Origin of the sequence: Thermococcus sp. (assembly GCF_027066465.1) — an archaeon.
In the GTDB taxonomy this organism is placed as follows: domain Archaea; phylum Methanobacteriota_B; class Thermococci; order Thermococcales; family Thermococcaceae; genus Thermococcus.
In genome coordinates this window covers 1-13,286 of sequence record NZ_JAMONU010000069.1, presented here as the reverse complement: position 1 = coordinate 13,286, position 13,286 = coordinate 1, and the positions used below count along the sequence as shown (strand labels likewise).

Below are 13,286 nucleotides of genomic sequence, written 5' to 3'. Positions count from 1 at the left end.
GTTGAAGCGGTGAAGAACTCGCTGAAGCCGAAAACTGCAATCGTCGAGGGTGAGCTGGTCGCCGTTGGTGAGAACGGCCGTCCGAGGCCCTTCCAGTACGTTCTGAGGAGGTTCAGGCGGAAGTACAACATCGATGAGATGATTGAGAAGATTCCCCTCGAGCTGAACCTCTTCGACATGCTCTACGTCGACGGCGAGAGCCTCATCGACACGAAGTTCGTCGAGAGGAGGAAGAAGCTCGAGGAGAGCGTTGAGGAAAGCGAGAAGATAAAGCTTGCGGAGCAGCTGGTGACAAAGAAAGCCGAGGAAGCAGAGGAGTTCTACAAGAGAGCCTTGGAGCTTGGACACGAGGGGCTTATGGCAAAGCGCCTTGACGCCGTCTACGAGCCAGGAAACCGCGGGAAGAAGTGGCTGAAGATTAAGCCAACGATGGAGAACCTCGACCTCGTAATCATAGGCGCGGAGTGGGGCGAGGGAAGGCGTGCTCATCTGCTAGGTTCCTTCCTCGTTGCCGCCTACGACCCTGAAACCGGCGAGTTCCTGCCCGTTGGAAAGGTCGGCAGCGGCTTCACCGACGAGGATTTGGTCGAGTTCACGAAGATGCTCAAACCGCTCATCGTTAGGGAAGAGGGTAAGTTCGTCGAGATACAGCCGAAGGTCGTCATCGAGGTTACCTACCAAGAGATACAGAAGAGCCCGAAGTACAAGAGCGGCTTCGCGCTCCGCTTCCCGCGCTACGTTGCATTGAGGGAAGACAAAAGCCCGGAGGAAGCCGACACGATAGAGAGGGTCGCCCAGCTCTACGAGTTCCAGGAGAAGTTTAAAGCGAAGAAGTAAAGCCGCTTTCAAAGGACTTCAGCCTTTCCTCGATTATCCTCCTCGCGTAGTAGTAGGCGAACCTGAACGAGGCTTCCGAGGCCCTGTAAACGTACATCAGAACGCCCAGGGAGACGATTGCCATAACCCCTGCAACTGGGCCGGCACCGGCCAGCAGGAGCATCGCGGGGGCGTCGTAGAGGCCGTGTATCAGCGCCGCCTTGAGGTAGCCGAGAACTGGGTCGCCCGTAAGGGCCAGTTCGAGGGCTATCGCCGTCCAGACCACGTGGTAAGCTATGACTATCAGCCTCACGAAGGCACCTATAGGGTTGCCGCTGAAGAAGAGGAGCAGGAAGTAGCCGATACCCTCAATTATTCCAAAGGCCAGGGCGGTCTTGATTGTGAGGTTCCAGCGGTAGAGCTTGCTCTCACCGGTCTTGACGAAGTAGGGAATCAGCTTCGCACCTTCTTCAACCGGGCCGACGATGAGGGCGAGGATTGCAAAGGCCATCGCACTCCCCCAGAAGGCGTAGAGGACGGCACCCTCAACGGCCATGGCGACGAGAACGGCCAAAAAACCCCATGCAAACCCCCTTGGGAGGGACACCATCGGCATTACCCTGTCGGTTTCGGAAAGCCACGAGAGCGTCCTTATGAAAACCCCGAGGCCAATCACCACCGCAGCGAACAGGTAGAGCAGAACCAAAAGCTCTCCGACCATGCCACCACCTCTTAACTTTCTGCAGTGGTATTTTTAAGCGTTCTCTCCCAGAGTTTTTTGACAGGGATGTGTTAAAATTCTAAAGAGGCAACGCTTTTATACGCAGGTGAATTTACACCGATGGTGGTAGCTGTGGAAAAGGGTGAAAAACTCATCGAGGCTTTCTTCAGGGAGAGAGCAGTTCTCTTCGGGCACTTCATCCTGACGTCCGGAAAGGAGAGCGACTACTACATCAACGTCAAAAAGCTCATCACGGAACCCGAGGTGCTCGGCCTGATAGCTAGGCTCATGAAGGAGAAGGCAGAGGAGCTTGGCATAGAGTTCGACCGCGTTGCCGGGCCGGAGCTTGGGGCGGTTCCCATAGCAACGGCACTCTCGCTCGAGACCGGGAAGCCCCTCGTTATCGTCAGGAAGAAGCCGAAGGGACACGGAACCGGAAGCCTGGTAGAGGGAGAAGTGAAGCCGGGCGACAGGATTCTCCTCGTAGAGGACGTTACTACAACGGGAGGGAGCGTCCTCCGCTCAGCAAAGGTTCTTGAAGAACTCGGAGCGAGAATAGCCGCGGTTTTTGTGGTCATTGACCGGGAGGAAGGCGCCGCCGAGAACCTTAAGGATTACAGGTTCGTTCCCCTCCTGACGGTGTCACAGCTTTTTGAACGGAAGAAGGGAGCGAAGTAAAGCTTCCAGCCTCTCGAGCATTCCCCTTTTTCTTTTCCCAAAAATCCACTCGCCTATAACGTTTCCCGCCGAGACTATATCCCTTGAGGCCCTTGAACGGGGGGCGTAGCTCAGAACCGGCCGCCCCATGTTCTGGCTCTCGGGAACCTTCGGGTCGTACGAGACCACGCCGACGACCGGAACGCCGGCCTTCTCCTCAATGTACTCAACAAGCTCGTCAACTACGGGCCTGGACTCGCGGACCTTGTTTATCAGCACCCCCACCTTAAGGCCGTAGGCCTCACCGAGCGCCTTCAGTTTACCGACTTCGTTCTCGAGCATCCTCCCGAAGGAGTGAATCGGTCCGCGTTCGACCTCAACGATTATGAGCTGATACTTGGCCAGGCGGAACGTGGAAATCGTATCAAAGGGGATTCCCACAGGGGAGTCTATTATCGTCAGCTCGTACCTCCTCTGGGCCTCCCTGACGATTCGCCTGAGCCTTCCCTGGTCTATGTTCAGAACGTCGTAAAGCCTCGAACTGCCCGGAAGAATCTCAACGCCCGTCCTCACGTCCCGGTATATGGAGTCGAGGAGCCTTGGACTCCTCCCGCTGAGGAGGGTGTGTAAGTTGGTTCTGGGGTTGTATATACCGAAGTGGAAGGCCAGCTTGGGAAGGTACAGGTCGCCGTCAACGGCGAGGGTCTTGAACCCGAGGCCCGCAAAGTAGGCCGACAGGTTCGCCGTCATCGTGGTCTTTCCAGCCCCACCCCTGCCGGTAACAACTATCGATACCAAACCCTAACCCCCGGATGCTTTGATTAAAAGAAATTATTGAGGGAAGCTCAAATGTAGTCCTCAAGCGTCTTGGCTTTCACCATGATGGCCGCCTTGCCGCGGCCGTAGAAGACCTCAACGAGGCCCTCAGACTCAAGCTCCTTAACGGTTTTGAGCAGAGCCGGGGCGGGGGTTTCAAGCTCGGCGCTGAGCTTCTGGAGGGCAACCGCCCTCTTCTTCGTGGCCAAAACCTTGTAAACAACATCCTTGCGGCGCCCAAACATCAAGCCGGCACCAATAGTAGTACGTTCTCGGAGTAAATAAACCTTCCGTGGACAATTTTGGAGAAAGTTCAAATGGCCATCAATGGGCAGGTTTATAAGCCGGGGAGAGCATCGCCGACCATGATGGGCACCGTAGAGGGACTCAGTGATGAGGGCCTTGGAATCCTGAGGGAGGGCAACCGGACGATTCTCGTTCCCCACACCGCGCCGGGCGACGTGGTCGAGGTCAGAAGGTGGAGGAGGAAAAAGAAAAAGCTCATAGCGACCGACTTTAAGCTAATCGAACCCTCACCAATCCGAGTCGAGCCGGAATGCCCCTACTTCGGGAGGTGCGGCGGCTGTCTGCTCCAGCACCTGCCATATGAGGAACAGCTCCGCTTCAAGGCATCAAAGCTCTCAAAGTATCTCGGTCTTAATGTCAATGTTATACCTTCACCGAAGATATACGGCCACAGAAACAGAATTGATATCGTCATTTCGACAACAGGAATAGGGTTCAGGCGCTACGGGACGTGGTGGGAGGCGGTCGACATAGCCGAATGCCCGGTCTTTGGGGGGACCAGCGGAAAAGTCCTGAAGGCCCTGAGGGAGTTCATAGAGGACGAGGGACTTTCACTCTACGACATGAGAAAGAATAGGGGGTTTTTGAGATACGTAGTAATCCGTGAGGGGAAATTTACCGGCGAGCTCATGGTGAACCTCGTGACGAAGGAAGGAACGCTCCCGGAGTCGTTCCCCGACTACTTCCCCTTCGCGACATCGCTCTACTGGAGCGTTAACAGGAGCGATAGCGACGTTTCCTACGGCGACGTCGAGCGCTTCTGGGGCAGTCCCTTCATCCGCGAGAGGCTTGAGGACGTGGTGTACCTCATTCACCCCAACAGCTTCTTCCAGACGAACAGCCATCAGGCGGTAAACCTGCTCAGGGAAGTGGAAAAGCTCGTTGAAGGGGAGAGGGTTCTCGACCTGTACTCTGGAGTTGGCACCTTCGGGGTTTACCTCGCCAAGAGGGGCTTTGCCGTTGAAGGTGTCGAGATTAACCCCTTCGCTGTTGAAATGGCCAACAAGAACGCCGAGCTGAACGGGGTAAGCGCCCAGTTCAGGGTGGGGAGCGATAGGGACGTGGGGGACCTGTCAAAATACGACACCGTGATAGTCGACCCGCCGAGGGCGGGCCTCCATCCGAAGCTAATCCGGAAAATCTTAAAAGACGAACCGGAGAGGCTAATTTACGTATCGTGCAACCCGAAAACGCTCTCCGAAAACCTTTACAAGCTGAAGGAGAAATACAGGGTTGAACACGCCGTTGGCCTTGATATGTTCCCGCACACACCCCACGTCGAGGCCGTCGTTGGGTTGAGCAGGTTTGATGTTTAAACTCAAAAGACCGATACCTTAATAAAGGATTGGTGCGTAGTTAGAACTTAGGTGGTGAGGATATGTTAGATGAGAGGGATAGGGTTATACTGGATATGCTCACCAAGGACGCTAGAACCCCTTTCACAGAGATAGCGAAGGTGCTCGGCATAAGCGAGACAGCGGTTAGGAAACGAGTCAAGGCACTCGAGGAAGCCGGAGTCATAAAGCAGTACACGATAGTGGTTGACCCCGCAAAGCTCGGCTACAACCTCGTGAGCATAACCGGAATAGACACCAAGCCTGAGAAGATTTTTGAGGTAGCGAGCAAACTCAAGGAGTTCGACTTCGTGAGGCACATCTACCTCACGAGCGGCGACCACATGATAATGGCCGAGGTGTGGGCACGCGACGGAGAAGACCTGTCTGACATAATCTCAAACAAAATAGGAAGGATTGACGGCGTCCTTAAGGTCTGCCCCGCGATAATCCTAGAGAAGATGAAGTGAGCCTAAAGGATTCTCTTTTTTATTTTGAACACACTAATCTTCTAAAAGCTCATTCTTCAAGCTGTCGTTTAAGCATCAAAATCCCAAAAACAACCGTGTAGTTCTCACCCAAAAGGACTTCAAGAAGCGCTTAGAATTCTGGTGGTCCCGCGGCCCGGATTTGAACCGGGGACCTGCGGATCTACAGTCCGCCGCCACTCCCAGGCTAGGCTACCGCGGGACCCCACTGACCAGCCCGAAGGATTATCCCCGGGGCAGGTTTATAAATTTTTCCCTCCGAATATCGGCGGTGAGAAAAATGGAAGAGCCGATAACCGTCGCGGTCCCGCTCGCGAAGAGGATGATGAACGTAATGGTGAACAAAAAGCGTCTTCCAAGCGGAGATGAAGTCAAGGGATTTCTGAAGGAGCTCGGCCTTGAAGAGCTTTACACAGGAAAAGGAATGGCGCTCTTCAGGAGCAGGGACGTTGTGGCGCTTCTCTTCCCAAGGGATAGCTTGGTCGTTGATGTAATCCCATCGAGCGGGGAGGTGAGCGACGCGCTTGAGGTCATAGCGTACCACGACAGAAAGCTCAACTCGCTAATCCTTGAGATACTTCCGGCCAACGATATAGAATACGAGGGCAACATCGGCCTCGAACCTGTTATAGTGAACCTGGAAACGGGGGAGCTTGAGAGCAATCCCGTTCTGGGGGACTTTGAAGTGGAAAAGGACGGCGTCTACCTAGTCATCGACAGAGAAACCTTCGAGCGCTGGAAAGATACTGGAAACCTCGACACGTGCCCCCTCTGCGGCGGTGAGCTCGCGTGGCGCGGGGAAAAGGCCCTCTGTCTGGACTGCGGCTACGGTGTTAAGGTGAGGTGATTCTCATGACCCGAACGGCAAAACGCCAGCTCGTCCTCTACTCGAGAAAGGCACACGAGCGCGGTTTAACCGCCGCTTTCGGCGGGAACCTGAGCGTCCGCGTCGGGAATTTGGTGTTCATTAAGGCAACCGGAGCTGTGATGGACGAGATGACGGAGGAGCAGGTGGCGGTGATAGACCTCAGCGGAAACCAGCTCTCCAGCGTTAGGCCCTCCTCCGAGTACAGGCTTCACCTGGCCGTTTACAGGGTGAGGCCGGACGTTAGGGCAATAGCCCACCTCCACCCGCCGTACTCGATAGTTGCCTCGACCCTCCTCGAAGGCGAACTGCCGATAATAACGCCTGAGGCGGAAATCTACCTCGGGAGAATCCCGATAGCGCCGTTCAGACCGGCGGGAACCGAGGAGCTCGCGGAAGTAACGGCAGAAGCTTTGAAGGGTGCGGACGCGGTTCTGATGGCGAAGCACGGAATCGTGACCGTTGGAAAAAGCCTGAAGGAAGCTTTTTACAAGGCGGAGCTGGTCGAAGAAAGCGCCAAGCTCTGGTACCTGAGCAGGAAATGAGCGGAAAAATCAAAGGCTCACTTAACCTGCTCGAGGGCACCGAGAACCTCCCATATGATGGTCCTCGTGTGCATGGGCATGTTCGGGTCCTCGCTAATCTCCTCGAGAATGGCTATAGCATCGGCCGCCCTAACCGCGGGCTCCTTGCTCTCGTCGAGGAGAACCTCTATGGCCTGCTCGGCGGCGCGCCTTATGTTCCTGGGAACGACGGTGTCCTGAACGACCTGCTCCTTGAGAACCTGCACAATCTGCTGAATCAGCTCGCTCATTCTATCACCCCCTTATCCTAAAAAATTGTAACTAAAATCCTCTCGGCTTATCATAGACCTTCCCGGCTAAAAAGCTTTTCGGTCAATCGTCGAAACCTTAGTGTATAAACAGGTTCATCAATACCCTAATCTGCTTCCAAAAGAACACGAAAAAAGTCCGATAACCAGGTCTGTTTATCAAGGGTTTTCAGGGTTGTAAAAAAACTGTTTTTATATTCGCCCGAATATTAAACATTTTTTCAGGAAAAGCCTTATTAACGGAAAAATTTAACAAAAACACCGGTGATACCATGAACAGGAACTTTGTGCTTGCCGGTTTGATTGCAACCGTTCTTGTTTTGGCTGTCGGGGCCAGCGGTTGTGTTGGAACCCAGAGCACGCAGGAGAAAGTCCTCGTCGTCGGAACCAGCGCTGACTTTCCGCCCTTTGAGTACAAGGACCCGAAGACGGGCAACATAACGGGGTTCGATATAAGCCTGATAAAGCTGATAGCGAAGAAGATAGGCTACGACAAGGTGAAGATTGTTGACATGAACTTCGACTCGCTAATCCCAGCCCTCCAGGCCGGCAAGGTGGACGTCGTGATAGCCGGCATGACGATAACGCCGGAGCGCGAGAAGGTGGTTGACTTCAGCATTCCCTACTGGACCGCCGACCAGGCTGTCGTCGTCAGGAAGGATTCCAACATACAGATTAACTCGATTAAAGACCTCTACGGAAAGACCATCGGCGTTGAAACGGGAACCACCGGTGCGATATACGTCAAGGACCACGTCGGCAAGAACGCGACCATAAAGGAGTACAGCACCTACGTTGCGGCCCTTGAGGCCCTTCTCAACGGTCAGGTTGACGTTATAGTCCTCGACTCCCCCGTTGCCAACATGTTCGTCCACAAGTACCCGGTCAAGATAGCCTACACCATAAAGACCAACGAGCACTACGGAATAGCCGTCAGGAAGGGCAACACCAAGCTCCTCAACGAGATAAACCAGGCCCTGAAGGAGATTATGAACTCGCCTCAGTGGGAGCAGCTCATAAAGGAGTACTTCGGCAGCTGATTCTCTCCATTTTTTTGGAGGTGTTGAGATGGCAGTAACCGCCACGACCGTTCCGCTGGACGTAGCCCTCCGAATGCTTCTCAACGGGACGAAGATGACAATAACCCTGTCCCTGCTCTCGATAGGGCTTGGATTTCTGATAGGCCTTCCGGTGGCCCTGATGGAAACATACGGGAACAAAGCCCTGAAATACGCCGCCATGGTTTACGAGGGAACGATAAGGGGCATTCCCCTCCTCGCGATATACTTCATAATATTCTTCTCGATGCCAATTCTAATAGGCTTTGGACTCTCACCCTTCTGGGCGGCCGTCGTTGGTCTGGGAATCCGCTCCTCAGCTTACCAGTCCCAGATATTCAGGAGCGGTATTCAGGCTGTAGATGAGGGGCAGATTGAGGCGGGGCTTTCCCTCGGCATGTCAAAACTGCAGGTGATAAGGCACATCGTTTTACCCCAGGCCCTGCGCTTCAGCATCCCAGCCTGGATGAACGAGTACGTCATAGTCCTCAAGGACACCTCGATAGCCCTCGCCATAGGCATCGTCGAACTCACGAGGGAGGCAACTTACCTCGTCTCGGTTACTGCTGAACCTTTCCGCTACTACGGACTCGCTGCACTCTTCTACCTGGTTATGGTCCTCCCGCTCACGTATCTGGCCAACTACATGGGAAGGAAGTACGGAATAAAGGGAACAGGGGGAGCTTCAAATGTCAGGCTCTGATAGGGTTCTCGTGGTTAGGAACCTTACGAAGAAGTTCGGCGAAAAGCCCGTTCTGAGGGGAGTTTCCTTCGACGTTGAGAGGGGCGAAACAAAGGTCATAATCGGCCCGAGCGGTGCCGGGAAGAGTACACTCCTCAGGTGCATAAACAGGCTAATTGAGCCGGACTCAGGGGAGATAATCTTCAACGGGGAGAACATCCTGGAAAGGGGCGTGGACATAAGGAAGGTGAGGGCGAGGATAGGCTTCGTGTTCCAGCACTTCAACCTCTTCAAGCACCTCACGGCACTTGAGAACGTTAAGATAGGCCTTAAGGTCGTTAAAGGCCTGAGCGACGAGGAGGCCGAGGAGAAAGCCTACAAAGCCCTGAAGATGGTTCACCTTGAGGAGGACGCGTTCCACAAGTATCCGGCCCAGCTGAGCGGCGGTCAGCAGCAGCGCGTCGCCATAGCGAGGGCGTTGGCGATGGAGCCGGAGATAGTTCTCTTCGACGAGCCCACCTCAGCCCTGGACCCACAGCTCGCCGGTGAAGTGCTCGACGTTATGCGCGAGCTCGCGAAGAAGAAGGTGACGATGCTCGTGGTCACCCACGAGATTGGCTTCGCCCTCAACGCGGCCGACGAGGTGCTCTTCTTCTACGACGGCGTCATCTGGGAGAGGGGAACGCCGAAGGACATACTCTACAACCCAAAGAGGGACGAGACGAGGGAGTTCCTGAAGAGGATAGCGGACCTCTCAGTCTTCGGAGGGGAGTGAGATGGAGTACGGGAGCTTGATAGCGAGCCACCTGCTCAGCGGGCTGAGGGTCACGCTCGAACTGACGGTGGTCGGCTTTCTCGGCGGCTTCGCGCTCGGTCTCATACTGGCCATAGCGAGAACCTACGGGGGAAGGCCAGCGAGGTGGCTCTCAACGGCGTACATAGAGCTTATTCGAGGAACGCCAATGCTGCTCCAGCTCTACATCATAGGCTTCGGCCTGCCGCTCCTCATCAGGCACTACTTTCCGAACTTCGTCATGAATCCAACCGTCGCGGCGGCGCTCGGAATAATGCTCAACAGCGCCGCCTATCAGGCGGAGTACATAAGGGGCGCCTTCAACTCCATCGACTACGGCCAGATTGAAGCGGCGGTCTCGCTGGGAATGTCGAAGTGGCAGATAATAAGGCACGTAACGTTTCCGCAGGCCTTCAGAATAATGCTCCCCAGCTGGACGAACGAGATGGTCTACCTGCTCAAGTACTCCTCGCTGGCGATGCTTCTAGCAGTCCCGGAGCTGATGTACCAAGCGAGCGTCGTTGCGTCGGAAACGTTCCTCTACGCCCAGATATACCTGCTCGTGGCGGTGATTTACCTCGTCTTCGCGACGCTGATAATCCAGGCGATGAGGGTCGTCGAGATGAAGCTCCACATACCGGGGGTTACAACGATAAAAAGGTGAGGCGTCAGTACTCGACGCCCTTCCTCGCTATTATTCCCCTCTGGTATGGGTGCTTTACCTCCCTCATTTCAGTGACGTAATCGGCAAGCTCGAACAGCTCCTCTGGGCAGTAGCGGCCGGTGAGGACGAGTTCGGTGTGGGGCGCCTTGTTCCGTATCAGCTCCTTGACATCCTCAACATCGAGCATGTTGAAGCCCAGGGCAACGCAGATTTCGTCGAGTATCACCAAATCCCACTCACCGCTTGAGACCAGCTCCTTCGCCCTCTCAAGGGCCTTCTTTGCGGCCTCGATGTCTTCCTCGCTCGGCTTGCCGTGAACGAACCTTGGCAAACCGAAGGACTCTATCAAGGCCCCGCACTCCGCTATCTTAACCTGCTCCCCGTAAGCTTTGGGCGCCTTCATGAACTGGAGTATGGCGACCCTGCCTCCCCGCCCGAGCATCCTGACGGCCAGGCCGAATGCGGCGGTGGTCTTTCCCTTGCCGTTCCCGGTGTAGATGTGAACCAGTCCGAGCTTTTCACGCCACGACATTTGGCTCCACCGGGATAAGTTATCCAGTCCGCTTATAAACTTCGCCGCAAAACCGTTAAAAGACTGAACCGCGGAGTGGAAGTGTATGGCAGGGATTACGTCCCTTGGATACCTTCTCAGGGACTTAACGGTGTTCGTGCTGTCCTTTGCGATAGTTCTGATGCTCCTGGCAGTCGAAAAGAACATAAAGCGAAACCTGAGGGCGAGATACTTCTCAAGGGTCTTCGACCTGCTGCTCGGGGCGTTTCTCCTCATAGTCATAGCCGAGTTCATAGGGGTGCTCATGAGAACGTCCCTTCTCTACGGAAACTCCGAATACGCCCTTCTGAGGTCCGTGCTCCTGACGGTAAGCGGCGTCCTGCTCTTTGTGTCCTCGGTTATGGTTTACATACCCTTCGCCAGAGGAAAGTACGTGGTCGTCCCCATCGCCACTGAACCTTCGGGGGAGTTCATGCCTGGAGGCTACTGGGGAAGTGAGGAGGACACCGAGAGGCTCTTCGTTGAGCTTACAAAGCACAGGCACCTGCCGGGGATTGCGATAACGAGAGACCCGCCCGAGGTGTTCAGAAAAAGACTCGGACTTAGAATCGTCCCGGTAATATGGGTCTCAAAGGTAAAGCACCCCGACGCAGTCGCACCCACGAGGCTTCCCTACCTGCTGGAAACCCTGAGGGCCTTTCTCGAATCCACGGAGCTTGACAAGGTCATCCTGATAAACTGCGTTGAATACTCAATCCTTGAAAACGGCCCGGAAAGTGTTTTGAAATTCATCGCGAGTCTGAGAGACCTTGCAACTCTCCACAGGGGAATCCTCCTCATATCCCTTGACTGGGAAGCCCTGGATGAAAAGATGTTCAGCATGTTCACGTCCGAATTGGAGCCCGTTGAAGAGCTGGAGAAAAGCCTGTCGGAGTGATTGCCTTCTGGGGCCGGGGCCGGGATTTGAACCCGGGCTAGGGGATCCACAGTCCCCTGTGCTGACCAGGCTACACCACCCCGGCCACGTCCAGCTTAAGCTTTTGGGTTAGCTTTATAAAGTTTTCGTCAGATACCGCGAGAGAAGGCAGAAGATTCGGTATTGGGCCGAAATTGGGGCGTAAACACAACCAAACCCAAATTAAAAACACCGCCGGGGGCTGAGGGATGAAGGCAAAGCGTGAAGCGCTGGTCAGTCTCTTCACGGCGATGAGAGAGGGCAAGGTTGATGAGGATATAATAGACCTCCTCTTGCTCATCAACTCCATCAGGGGAATCTACACGACGAGCTCGTGCTCCGGCAGGATAGGAATCATTGAGGAGCCAGCTTTAGGAGCAAAACCCCTGAGCAGGTGGCTGATTAAGGTTCACCGCGAGATTACGTTTGAGGAAGCGAAAGAGGCCCTTGAGAGAGCGAGGGAGGGCCTGATTTTCCTTAAAAGCCAGCCCCCGATTTTTCACGTCGTCGCCGAGAACCTTGAGAAAGCGAAGAGGCTCCACGAGCTGGGCCTCGCCAGCGGTTTCAAGTACACGACCTTCAAGGTAATCTCCAACCGCTACCTCGTCGAGATAAACGCCACCGAGTATCTAACCGCTCCGCTCGGCAGGGACGGGAGGATAATGGTCAGCGACGAGTACCTGCGCTTCGCCATTGAAATCGGCAACTCTATGCTGAGGCGCTCGAAGGGCAGGCTTCCGAGGCTTATGAAGAACTTCGAAAAACTCCGCGAGGAGCTCGGCGAAGACGAGCTGTTCTACGAGTTAGCTAGGGAGTTTGGTGTGGGATTTTAAACTGCGTAAACTTTATCCCTCCTTAATCCAAACTCTCAACCATGAAGACATTGACGGAGATTGAGGAAATCCTGAGGGCCCACAAACGGGAGCTTGAGGAGCGCTTCGGTGTCCGTGAAATCGGCATATTCGGGTCATACGTACGGGGGGAGGCAACCGAGGCGAGCGACGTGGACATCCTCGTGGATTTCTACGAGGTGCCGTCCCTTCTGAAGTTCATCGAGCTTGAAGAGTACCTTGAGAGCCTTCTCGGGATTAGGGTAGACCTCGTTCTGAAATCCGCCCTTAAATCAAAGATTGCCGAAGGTGTGGGCAGGGAGGTCGTTTACGTATGAAGAGAACCCACGAGGATTACCTCAACGACATTGTAGAAGCGATAATCCTCATTGAAGAGTTTACTGAGGGAATGTCCTTTGAGGAGTTCCAACGGGATAAAAAGACTCAGTTTGCCGTTATCCGTGCGTTGGAAGTTATTGGAGAGGCATCAAAAGCAATTCCGTCGGGATTTAAAGAACTGCACCCTGAAGTGCCTTGGCGGGAGATTGCACGAATGCGGGACAAGCTCATCCACGCATATTTTGGCGTTGACCTTCGAGTTGTGTGGAGAACAATTGAAGAGGACATCCCTCGGTTGAGAGAGATTTTTGAGGGACTCCTTTAGCGTGTCTCACCTCATCTCGTTCCACTCTGGATTTCCGTAGCGCTTCTCGATGAGCTCCTCGGCAAGCTCAAGCTCGTAATCGGTCAGCTCACCCTCCTCTAGCTCGAAAGCGCTGAAGAAGTGCTCCCTCAACAGCTCGTAGGCCTCCCAGCGGTTCAGCTTTATTCCCTCGCGCTCCAGGGTTGTAACGCGCTCCCAGATGCTCGAAACGCCCTTGTCAGCGAGCTTTGCCTTTGAAGCCCTCAGGACTTTTCCAAGGATTTCAACGCGCGTCGCGTACATGAACGTCCCGTG

General features: G+C 54.6%; 20 protein-coding genes and 2 tRNA genes. 14 read left to right on the top strand and 8 right to left on the bottom strand.

Translation table 11 applies throughout. The features are described 5' to 3' along the window. On the top strand, window positions 1–837 hold an 837-nt coding region (locus MVK46_RS03180), incomplete at its 5' end, for an ATP-dependent DNA ligase (protein ID WP_297535206.1). Here MVK46_RS03180 and MVK46_RS03175 read toward each other — a convergent pair. Then, window positions 821–1,537 (bottom strand): hypothetical protein, encoded by a 717-nt coding sequence (locus tag MVK46_RS03175; protein WP_297535205.1) that lies wholly within the window; start codon window positions 1,535–1,537, stop codon window positions 821–823. The two genes, MVK46_RS03180 and MVK46_RS03175, sit on opposite strands and share 17 nt — an antisense overlap. Before the next feature lie 120 nt (window positions 1,538–1,657). Here MVK46_RS03175 and pyrE point away from each other — a divergent pair, with 120 nt between their 5' ends. Continuing rightward, window positions 1,658–2,215 (top strand): orotate phosphoribosyltransferase, encoded by a 558-nt coding sequence (gene pyrE, locus MVK46_RS03170; protein ID WP_297535204.1) that lies wholly within the window; start codon window positions 1,658–1,660, stop codon window positions 2,213–2,215. Here pyrE and MVK46_RS03165 read toward each other — a convergent pair. Both MVK46_RS03165 and MVK46_RS03160 read right to left on the bottom strand, forming a co-directional pair. Further along, window positions 2,180–2,992, bottom strand: coding sequence for a MinD/ParA family protein (locus tag MVK46_RS03165; protein ID WP_297535203.1), 813 nt, complete (start codon window positions 2,990–2,992; stop codon window positions 2,180–2,182). The two genes, pyrE and MVK46_RS03165, sit on opposite strands and share 36 nt — an antisense overlap. Before the next feature lie 47 nt (window positions 2,993–3,039). Beyond that, window positions 3,040–3,255 (bottom strand): ArsR family transcriptional regulator, encoded by a 216-nt coding sequence (locus MVK46_RS03160; protein ID WP_297535202.1) that lies wholly within the window; start codon window positions 3,253–3,255, stop codon window positions 3,040–3,042. 120 nt (window positions 3,256–3,375) lie between these two features. Between MVK46_RS03160 and rlmD the strand changes: the two genes are divergently transcribed. After that, the gene (gene rlmD / locus MVK46_RS03155) at window positions 3,376–4,632 is read left to right on the top strand and encodes a 23S rRNA (uracil(1939)-C(5))-methyltransferase RlmD (protein WP_297535201.1); all 1,257 of its coding nucleotides are present in this window, start codon (window positions 3,376–3,378) and stop codon (window positions 4,630–4,632) included. Between the two features lie 62 nt (window positions 4,633–4,694). Beyond that, window positions 4,695–5,120, top strand: coding sequence for an HTH-type transcriptional regulator LrpA (gene lrpA / locus MVK46_RS03150; protein ID WP_297535200.1), 426 nt, complete (start codon window positions 4,695–4,697; stop codon window positions 5,118–5,120). A 142-nt stretch (window positions 5,121–5,262) separates the two neighbouring features. Here lrpA and MVK46_RS03145 read toward each other — a convergent pair. After that, window positions 5,263–5,340: transfer RNA gene (locus MVK46_RS03145), tRNA-Tyr, on the bottom strand. 78 nt (window positions 5,341–5,418) lie between these two features. Here MVK46_RS03145 and MVK46_RS03140 point away from each other — a divergent pair. Next, window positions 5,419–5,985, top strand: coding sequence for a hypothetical protein (locus tag MVK46_RS03140; protein WP_297535199.1), 567 nt, complete (start codon window positions 5,419–5,421; stop codon window positions 5,983–5,985). Window positions 5,986–5,990: 5 nt separating this feature from the next. Continuing rightward, window positions 5,991–6,548: an aldolase gene (locus MVK46_RS03135; RefSeq protein ID WP_297535198.1), complete on the top strand. Its 558-nt coding sequence runs from the start codon at window positions 5,991–5,993 to the stop codon at window positions 6,546–6,548. Window positions 6,549–6,565: 17 nt separating this feature from the next. Here MVK46_RS03135 and MVK46_RS03130 read toward each other — a convergent pair whose 3' ends face one another. After that, window positions 6,566–6,817: a UPF0147 family protein gene (locus tag MVK46_RS03130; RefSeq protein WP_014122777.1), complete on the bottom strand. Its 252-nt coding sequence runs from the start codon at window positions 6,815–6,817 to the stop codon at window positions 6,566–6,568. A gap of 290 nt (window positions 6,818–7,107) precedes the next feature. On the opposite strand from MVK46_RS03130, the gene MVK46_RS03125 reads away from it, so the two are divergent. Genes MVK46_RS03125 through MVK46_RS03110 form a run of 4 tightly spaced genes read left to right on the top strand, consistent with a single transcriptional unit; the run spans window position 7,108 to window position 10,032 of the window. Further along, window positions 7,108–7,875, top strand: coding sequence for a basic amino acid ABC transporter substrate-binding protein (locus MVK46_RS03125; RefSeq protein ID WP_297535197.1), 768 nt, complete (start codon window positions 7,108–7,110; stop codon window positions 7,873–7,875). Window positions 7,876–7,903: 28 nt separating this feature from the next. Next, window positions 7,904–8,596, top strand: a complete 693-nt coding sequence (locus MVK46_RS03120; protein ID WP_297535196.1) for an amino acid ABC transporter permease — start codon at window positions 7,904–7,906, stop codon at window positions 8,594–8,596. Next, window positions 8,583–9,350 carry an amino acid ABC transporter ATP-binding protein gene (locus MVK46_RS03115; RefSeq protein ID WP_297535195.1) on the top strand — a complete coding sequence of 256 codons (768 nt, stop codon included), beginning with the start codon at window positions 8,583–8,585 and terminating at the stop codon, window positions 9,348–9,350. The genes MVK46_RS03120 and MVK46_RS03115 overlap by 14 nt, the downstream gene beginning before the upstream one ends. Window position 9,351: 1 nt before the next feature. Continuing rightward, window positions 9,352–10,032, top strand: a complete 681-nt coding sequence (locus MVK46_RS03110; protein ID WP_297535194.1) for an amino acid ABC transporter permease — start codon at window positions 9,352–9,354, stop codon at window positions 10,030–10,032. A 4-nt stretch (window positions 10,033–10,036) separates the two neighbouring features. Here the strand turns inward: MVK46_RS03110 and cobO are convergent, their stop codons facing one another. Next, on the bottom strand, window positions 10,037–10,564 hold the full coding sequence (cobO, locus tag MVK46_RS03105; RefSeq protein WP_297535193.1) for a cob(I)yrinic acid a,c-diamide adenosyltransferase: 528 nt from the start codon (window positions 10,562–10,564) through the stop codon (window positions 10,037–10,039). Between the two features lie 85 nt (window positions 10,565–10,649). Here cobO and MVK46_RS03100 point away from each other — a divergent pair, with 85 nt between their 5' ends. Continuing rightward, window positions 10,650–11,480, top strand: a complete 831-nt coding sequence (locus tag MVK46_RS03100) for a DUF835 domain-containing protein (RefSeq protein WP_297535192.1) — start codon at window positions 10,650–10,652, stop codon at window positions 11,478–11,480. A gap of 8 nt (window positions 11,481–11,488) precedes the next feature. On the opposite strand, the gene MVK46_RS03095 is transcribed toward MVK46_RS03100, so the two are convergent. After that, window positions 11,489–11,565, bottom strand: a tRNA-His gene (locus MVK46_RS03095). Window positions 11,566–11,707: 142 nt separating this feature from the next. On the opposite strand from MVK46_RS03095, the gene MVK46_RS03090 reads away from it, so the two are divergent. Genes MVK46_RS03090 through MVK46_RS03080 form a run of 3 tightly spaced genes read left to right on the top strand, consistent with a single transcriptional unit; the run spans window position 11,708 to window position 12,992 of the window. Beyond that, entirely contained in the window at window positions 11,708–12,331 is a 624-nt protein-coding gene (locus MVK46_RS03090) for a hypothetical protein (protein WP_297535191.1), read from the top strand. 41 nt (window positions 12,332–12,372) lie between these two features. Then, a complete protein-coding gene (gene mntA / locus MVK46_RS03085) occupies window positions 12,373–12,666 on the top strand; it encodes a type VII toxin-antitoxin system antitoxin protein adenylyltransferase MntA (RefSeq protein ID WP_297535190.1) in 294 nt (97 codons plus the stop codon). Continuing rightward, window positions 12,663–12,992, top strand: a complete 330-nt coding sequence (locus MVK46_RS03080) for a DUF86 domain-containing protein (RefSeq protein ID WP_297535189.1) — start codon at window positions 12,663–12,665, stop codon at window positions 12,990–12,992. Before mntA ends, MVK46_RS03080 begins: the two co-directional genes overlap by 4 nt. A 6-nt stretch (window positions 12,993–12,998) precedes the next feature. Here the strand turns inward: MVK46_RS03080 and MVK46_RS03075 are convergent. After that, the coding region (locus tag MVK46_RS03075; RefSeq protein ID WP_367182625.1) for a biotin/lipoate A/B protein ligase family protein at window positions 12,999–13,286 on the bottom strand (288 nt) is incomplete at its 5' end.

Excerpts from the sequence above, each read along its gene's own strand:
- MVK46_RS03135 (WP_297535198.1), top strand. The coding sequence starts at position 5,991 with ATGACCCGAACGGCAAAACGCCAGCTCGTCCTCTACTCGAGAAAGGCA.
- mntA (WP_297535190.1), top strand. The coding sequence starts at position 12,373 with ATGAAGACATTGACGGAGATTGAGGAAATCCTGAGGGCCCACAAACGG.
- lrpA (WP_297535200.1), top strand. The coding sequence starts at position 4,695 with ATGTTAGATGAGAGGGATAGGGTTATACTGGATATGCTCACCAAGGAC.
- MVK46_RS03100 (WP_297535192.1), top strand. The coding sequence starts at position 10,650 with ATGGCAGGGATTACGTCCCTTGGATACCTTCTCAGGGACTTAACGGTG.
- MVK46_RS03160 (WP_297535202.1), bottom strand. The coding sequence starts at position 3,255 with ATGTTTGGGCGCCGCAAGGATGTTGTTTACAAGGTTTTGGCCACGAAG.
- MVK46_RS03140 (WP_297535199.1), top strand. The coding sequence starts at position 5,419 with ATGGAAGAGCCGATAACCGTCGCGGTCCCGCTCGCGAAGAGGATGATG.
- MVK46_RS03110 (WP_297535194.1), top strand. The coding sequence starts at position 9,352 with ATGGAGTACGGGAGCTTGATAGCGAGCCACCTGCTCAGCGGGCTGAGG.
- MVK46_RS03120 (WP_297535196.1), top strand. The coding sequence starts at position 7,904 with ATGGCAGTAACCGCCACGACCGTTCCGCTGGACGTAGCCCTCCGAATG.
- MVK46_RS03125 (WP_297535197.1), top strand. The coding sequence starts at position 7,108 with ATGAACAGGAACTTTGTGCTTGCCGGTTTGATTGCAACCGTTCTTGTT.
- cobO (WP_297535193.1), bottom strand. The coding sequence starts at position 10,564 with ATGTCGTGGCGTGAAAAGCTCGGACTGGTTCACATCTACACCGGGAAC.
- MVK46_RS03175 (WP_297535205.1), bottom strand. The coding sequence starts at position 1,537 with ATGGTCGGAGAGCTTTTGGTTCTGCTCTACCTGTTCGCTGCGGTGGTG.
- pyrE (WP_297535204.1), top strand. The coding sequence starts at position 1,658 with ATGGTGGTAGCTGTGGAAAAGGGTGAAAAACTCATCGAGGCTTTCTTC.
- MVK46_RS03080 (WP_297535189.1), top strand. The coding sequence starts at position 12,663 with ATGAAGAGAACCCACGAGGATTACCTCAACGACATTGTAGAAGCGATA.
- MVK46_RS03115 (WP_297535195.1), top strand. The coding sequence starts at position 8,583 with ATGTCAGGCTCTGATAGGGTTCTCGTGGTTAGGAACCTTACGAAGAAG.
- rlmD (WP_297535201.1), top strand. The coding sequence starts at position 3,376 with ATGATGGGCACCGTAGAGGGACTCAGTGATGAGGGCCTTGGAATCCTG.
- MVK46_RS03130 (WP_014122777.1), bottom strand. The coding sequence starts at position 6,817 with ATGAGCGAGCTGATTCAGCAGATTGTGCAGGTTCTCAAGGAGCAGGTC.
- MVK46_RS03090 (WP_297535191.1), top strand. The coding sequence starts at position 11,708 with ATGAAGGCAAAGCGTGAAGCGCTGGTCAGTCTCTTCACGGCGATGAGA.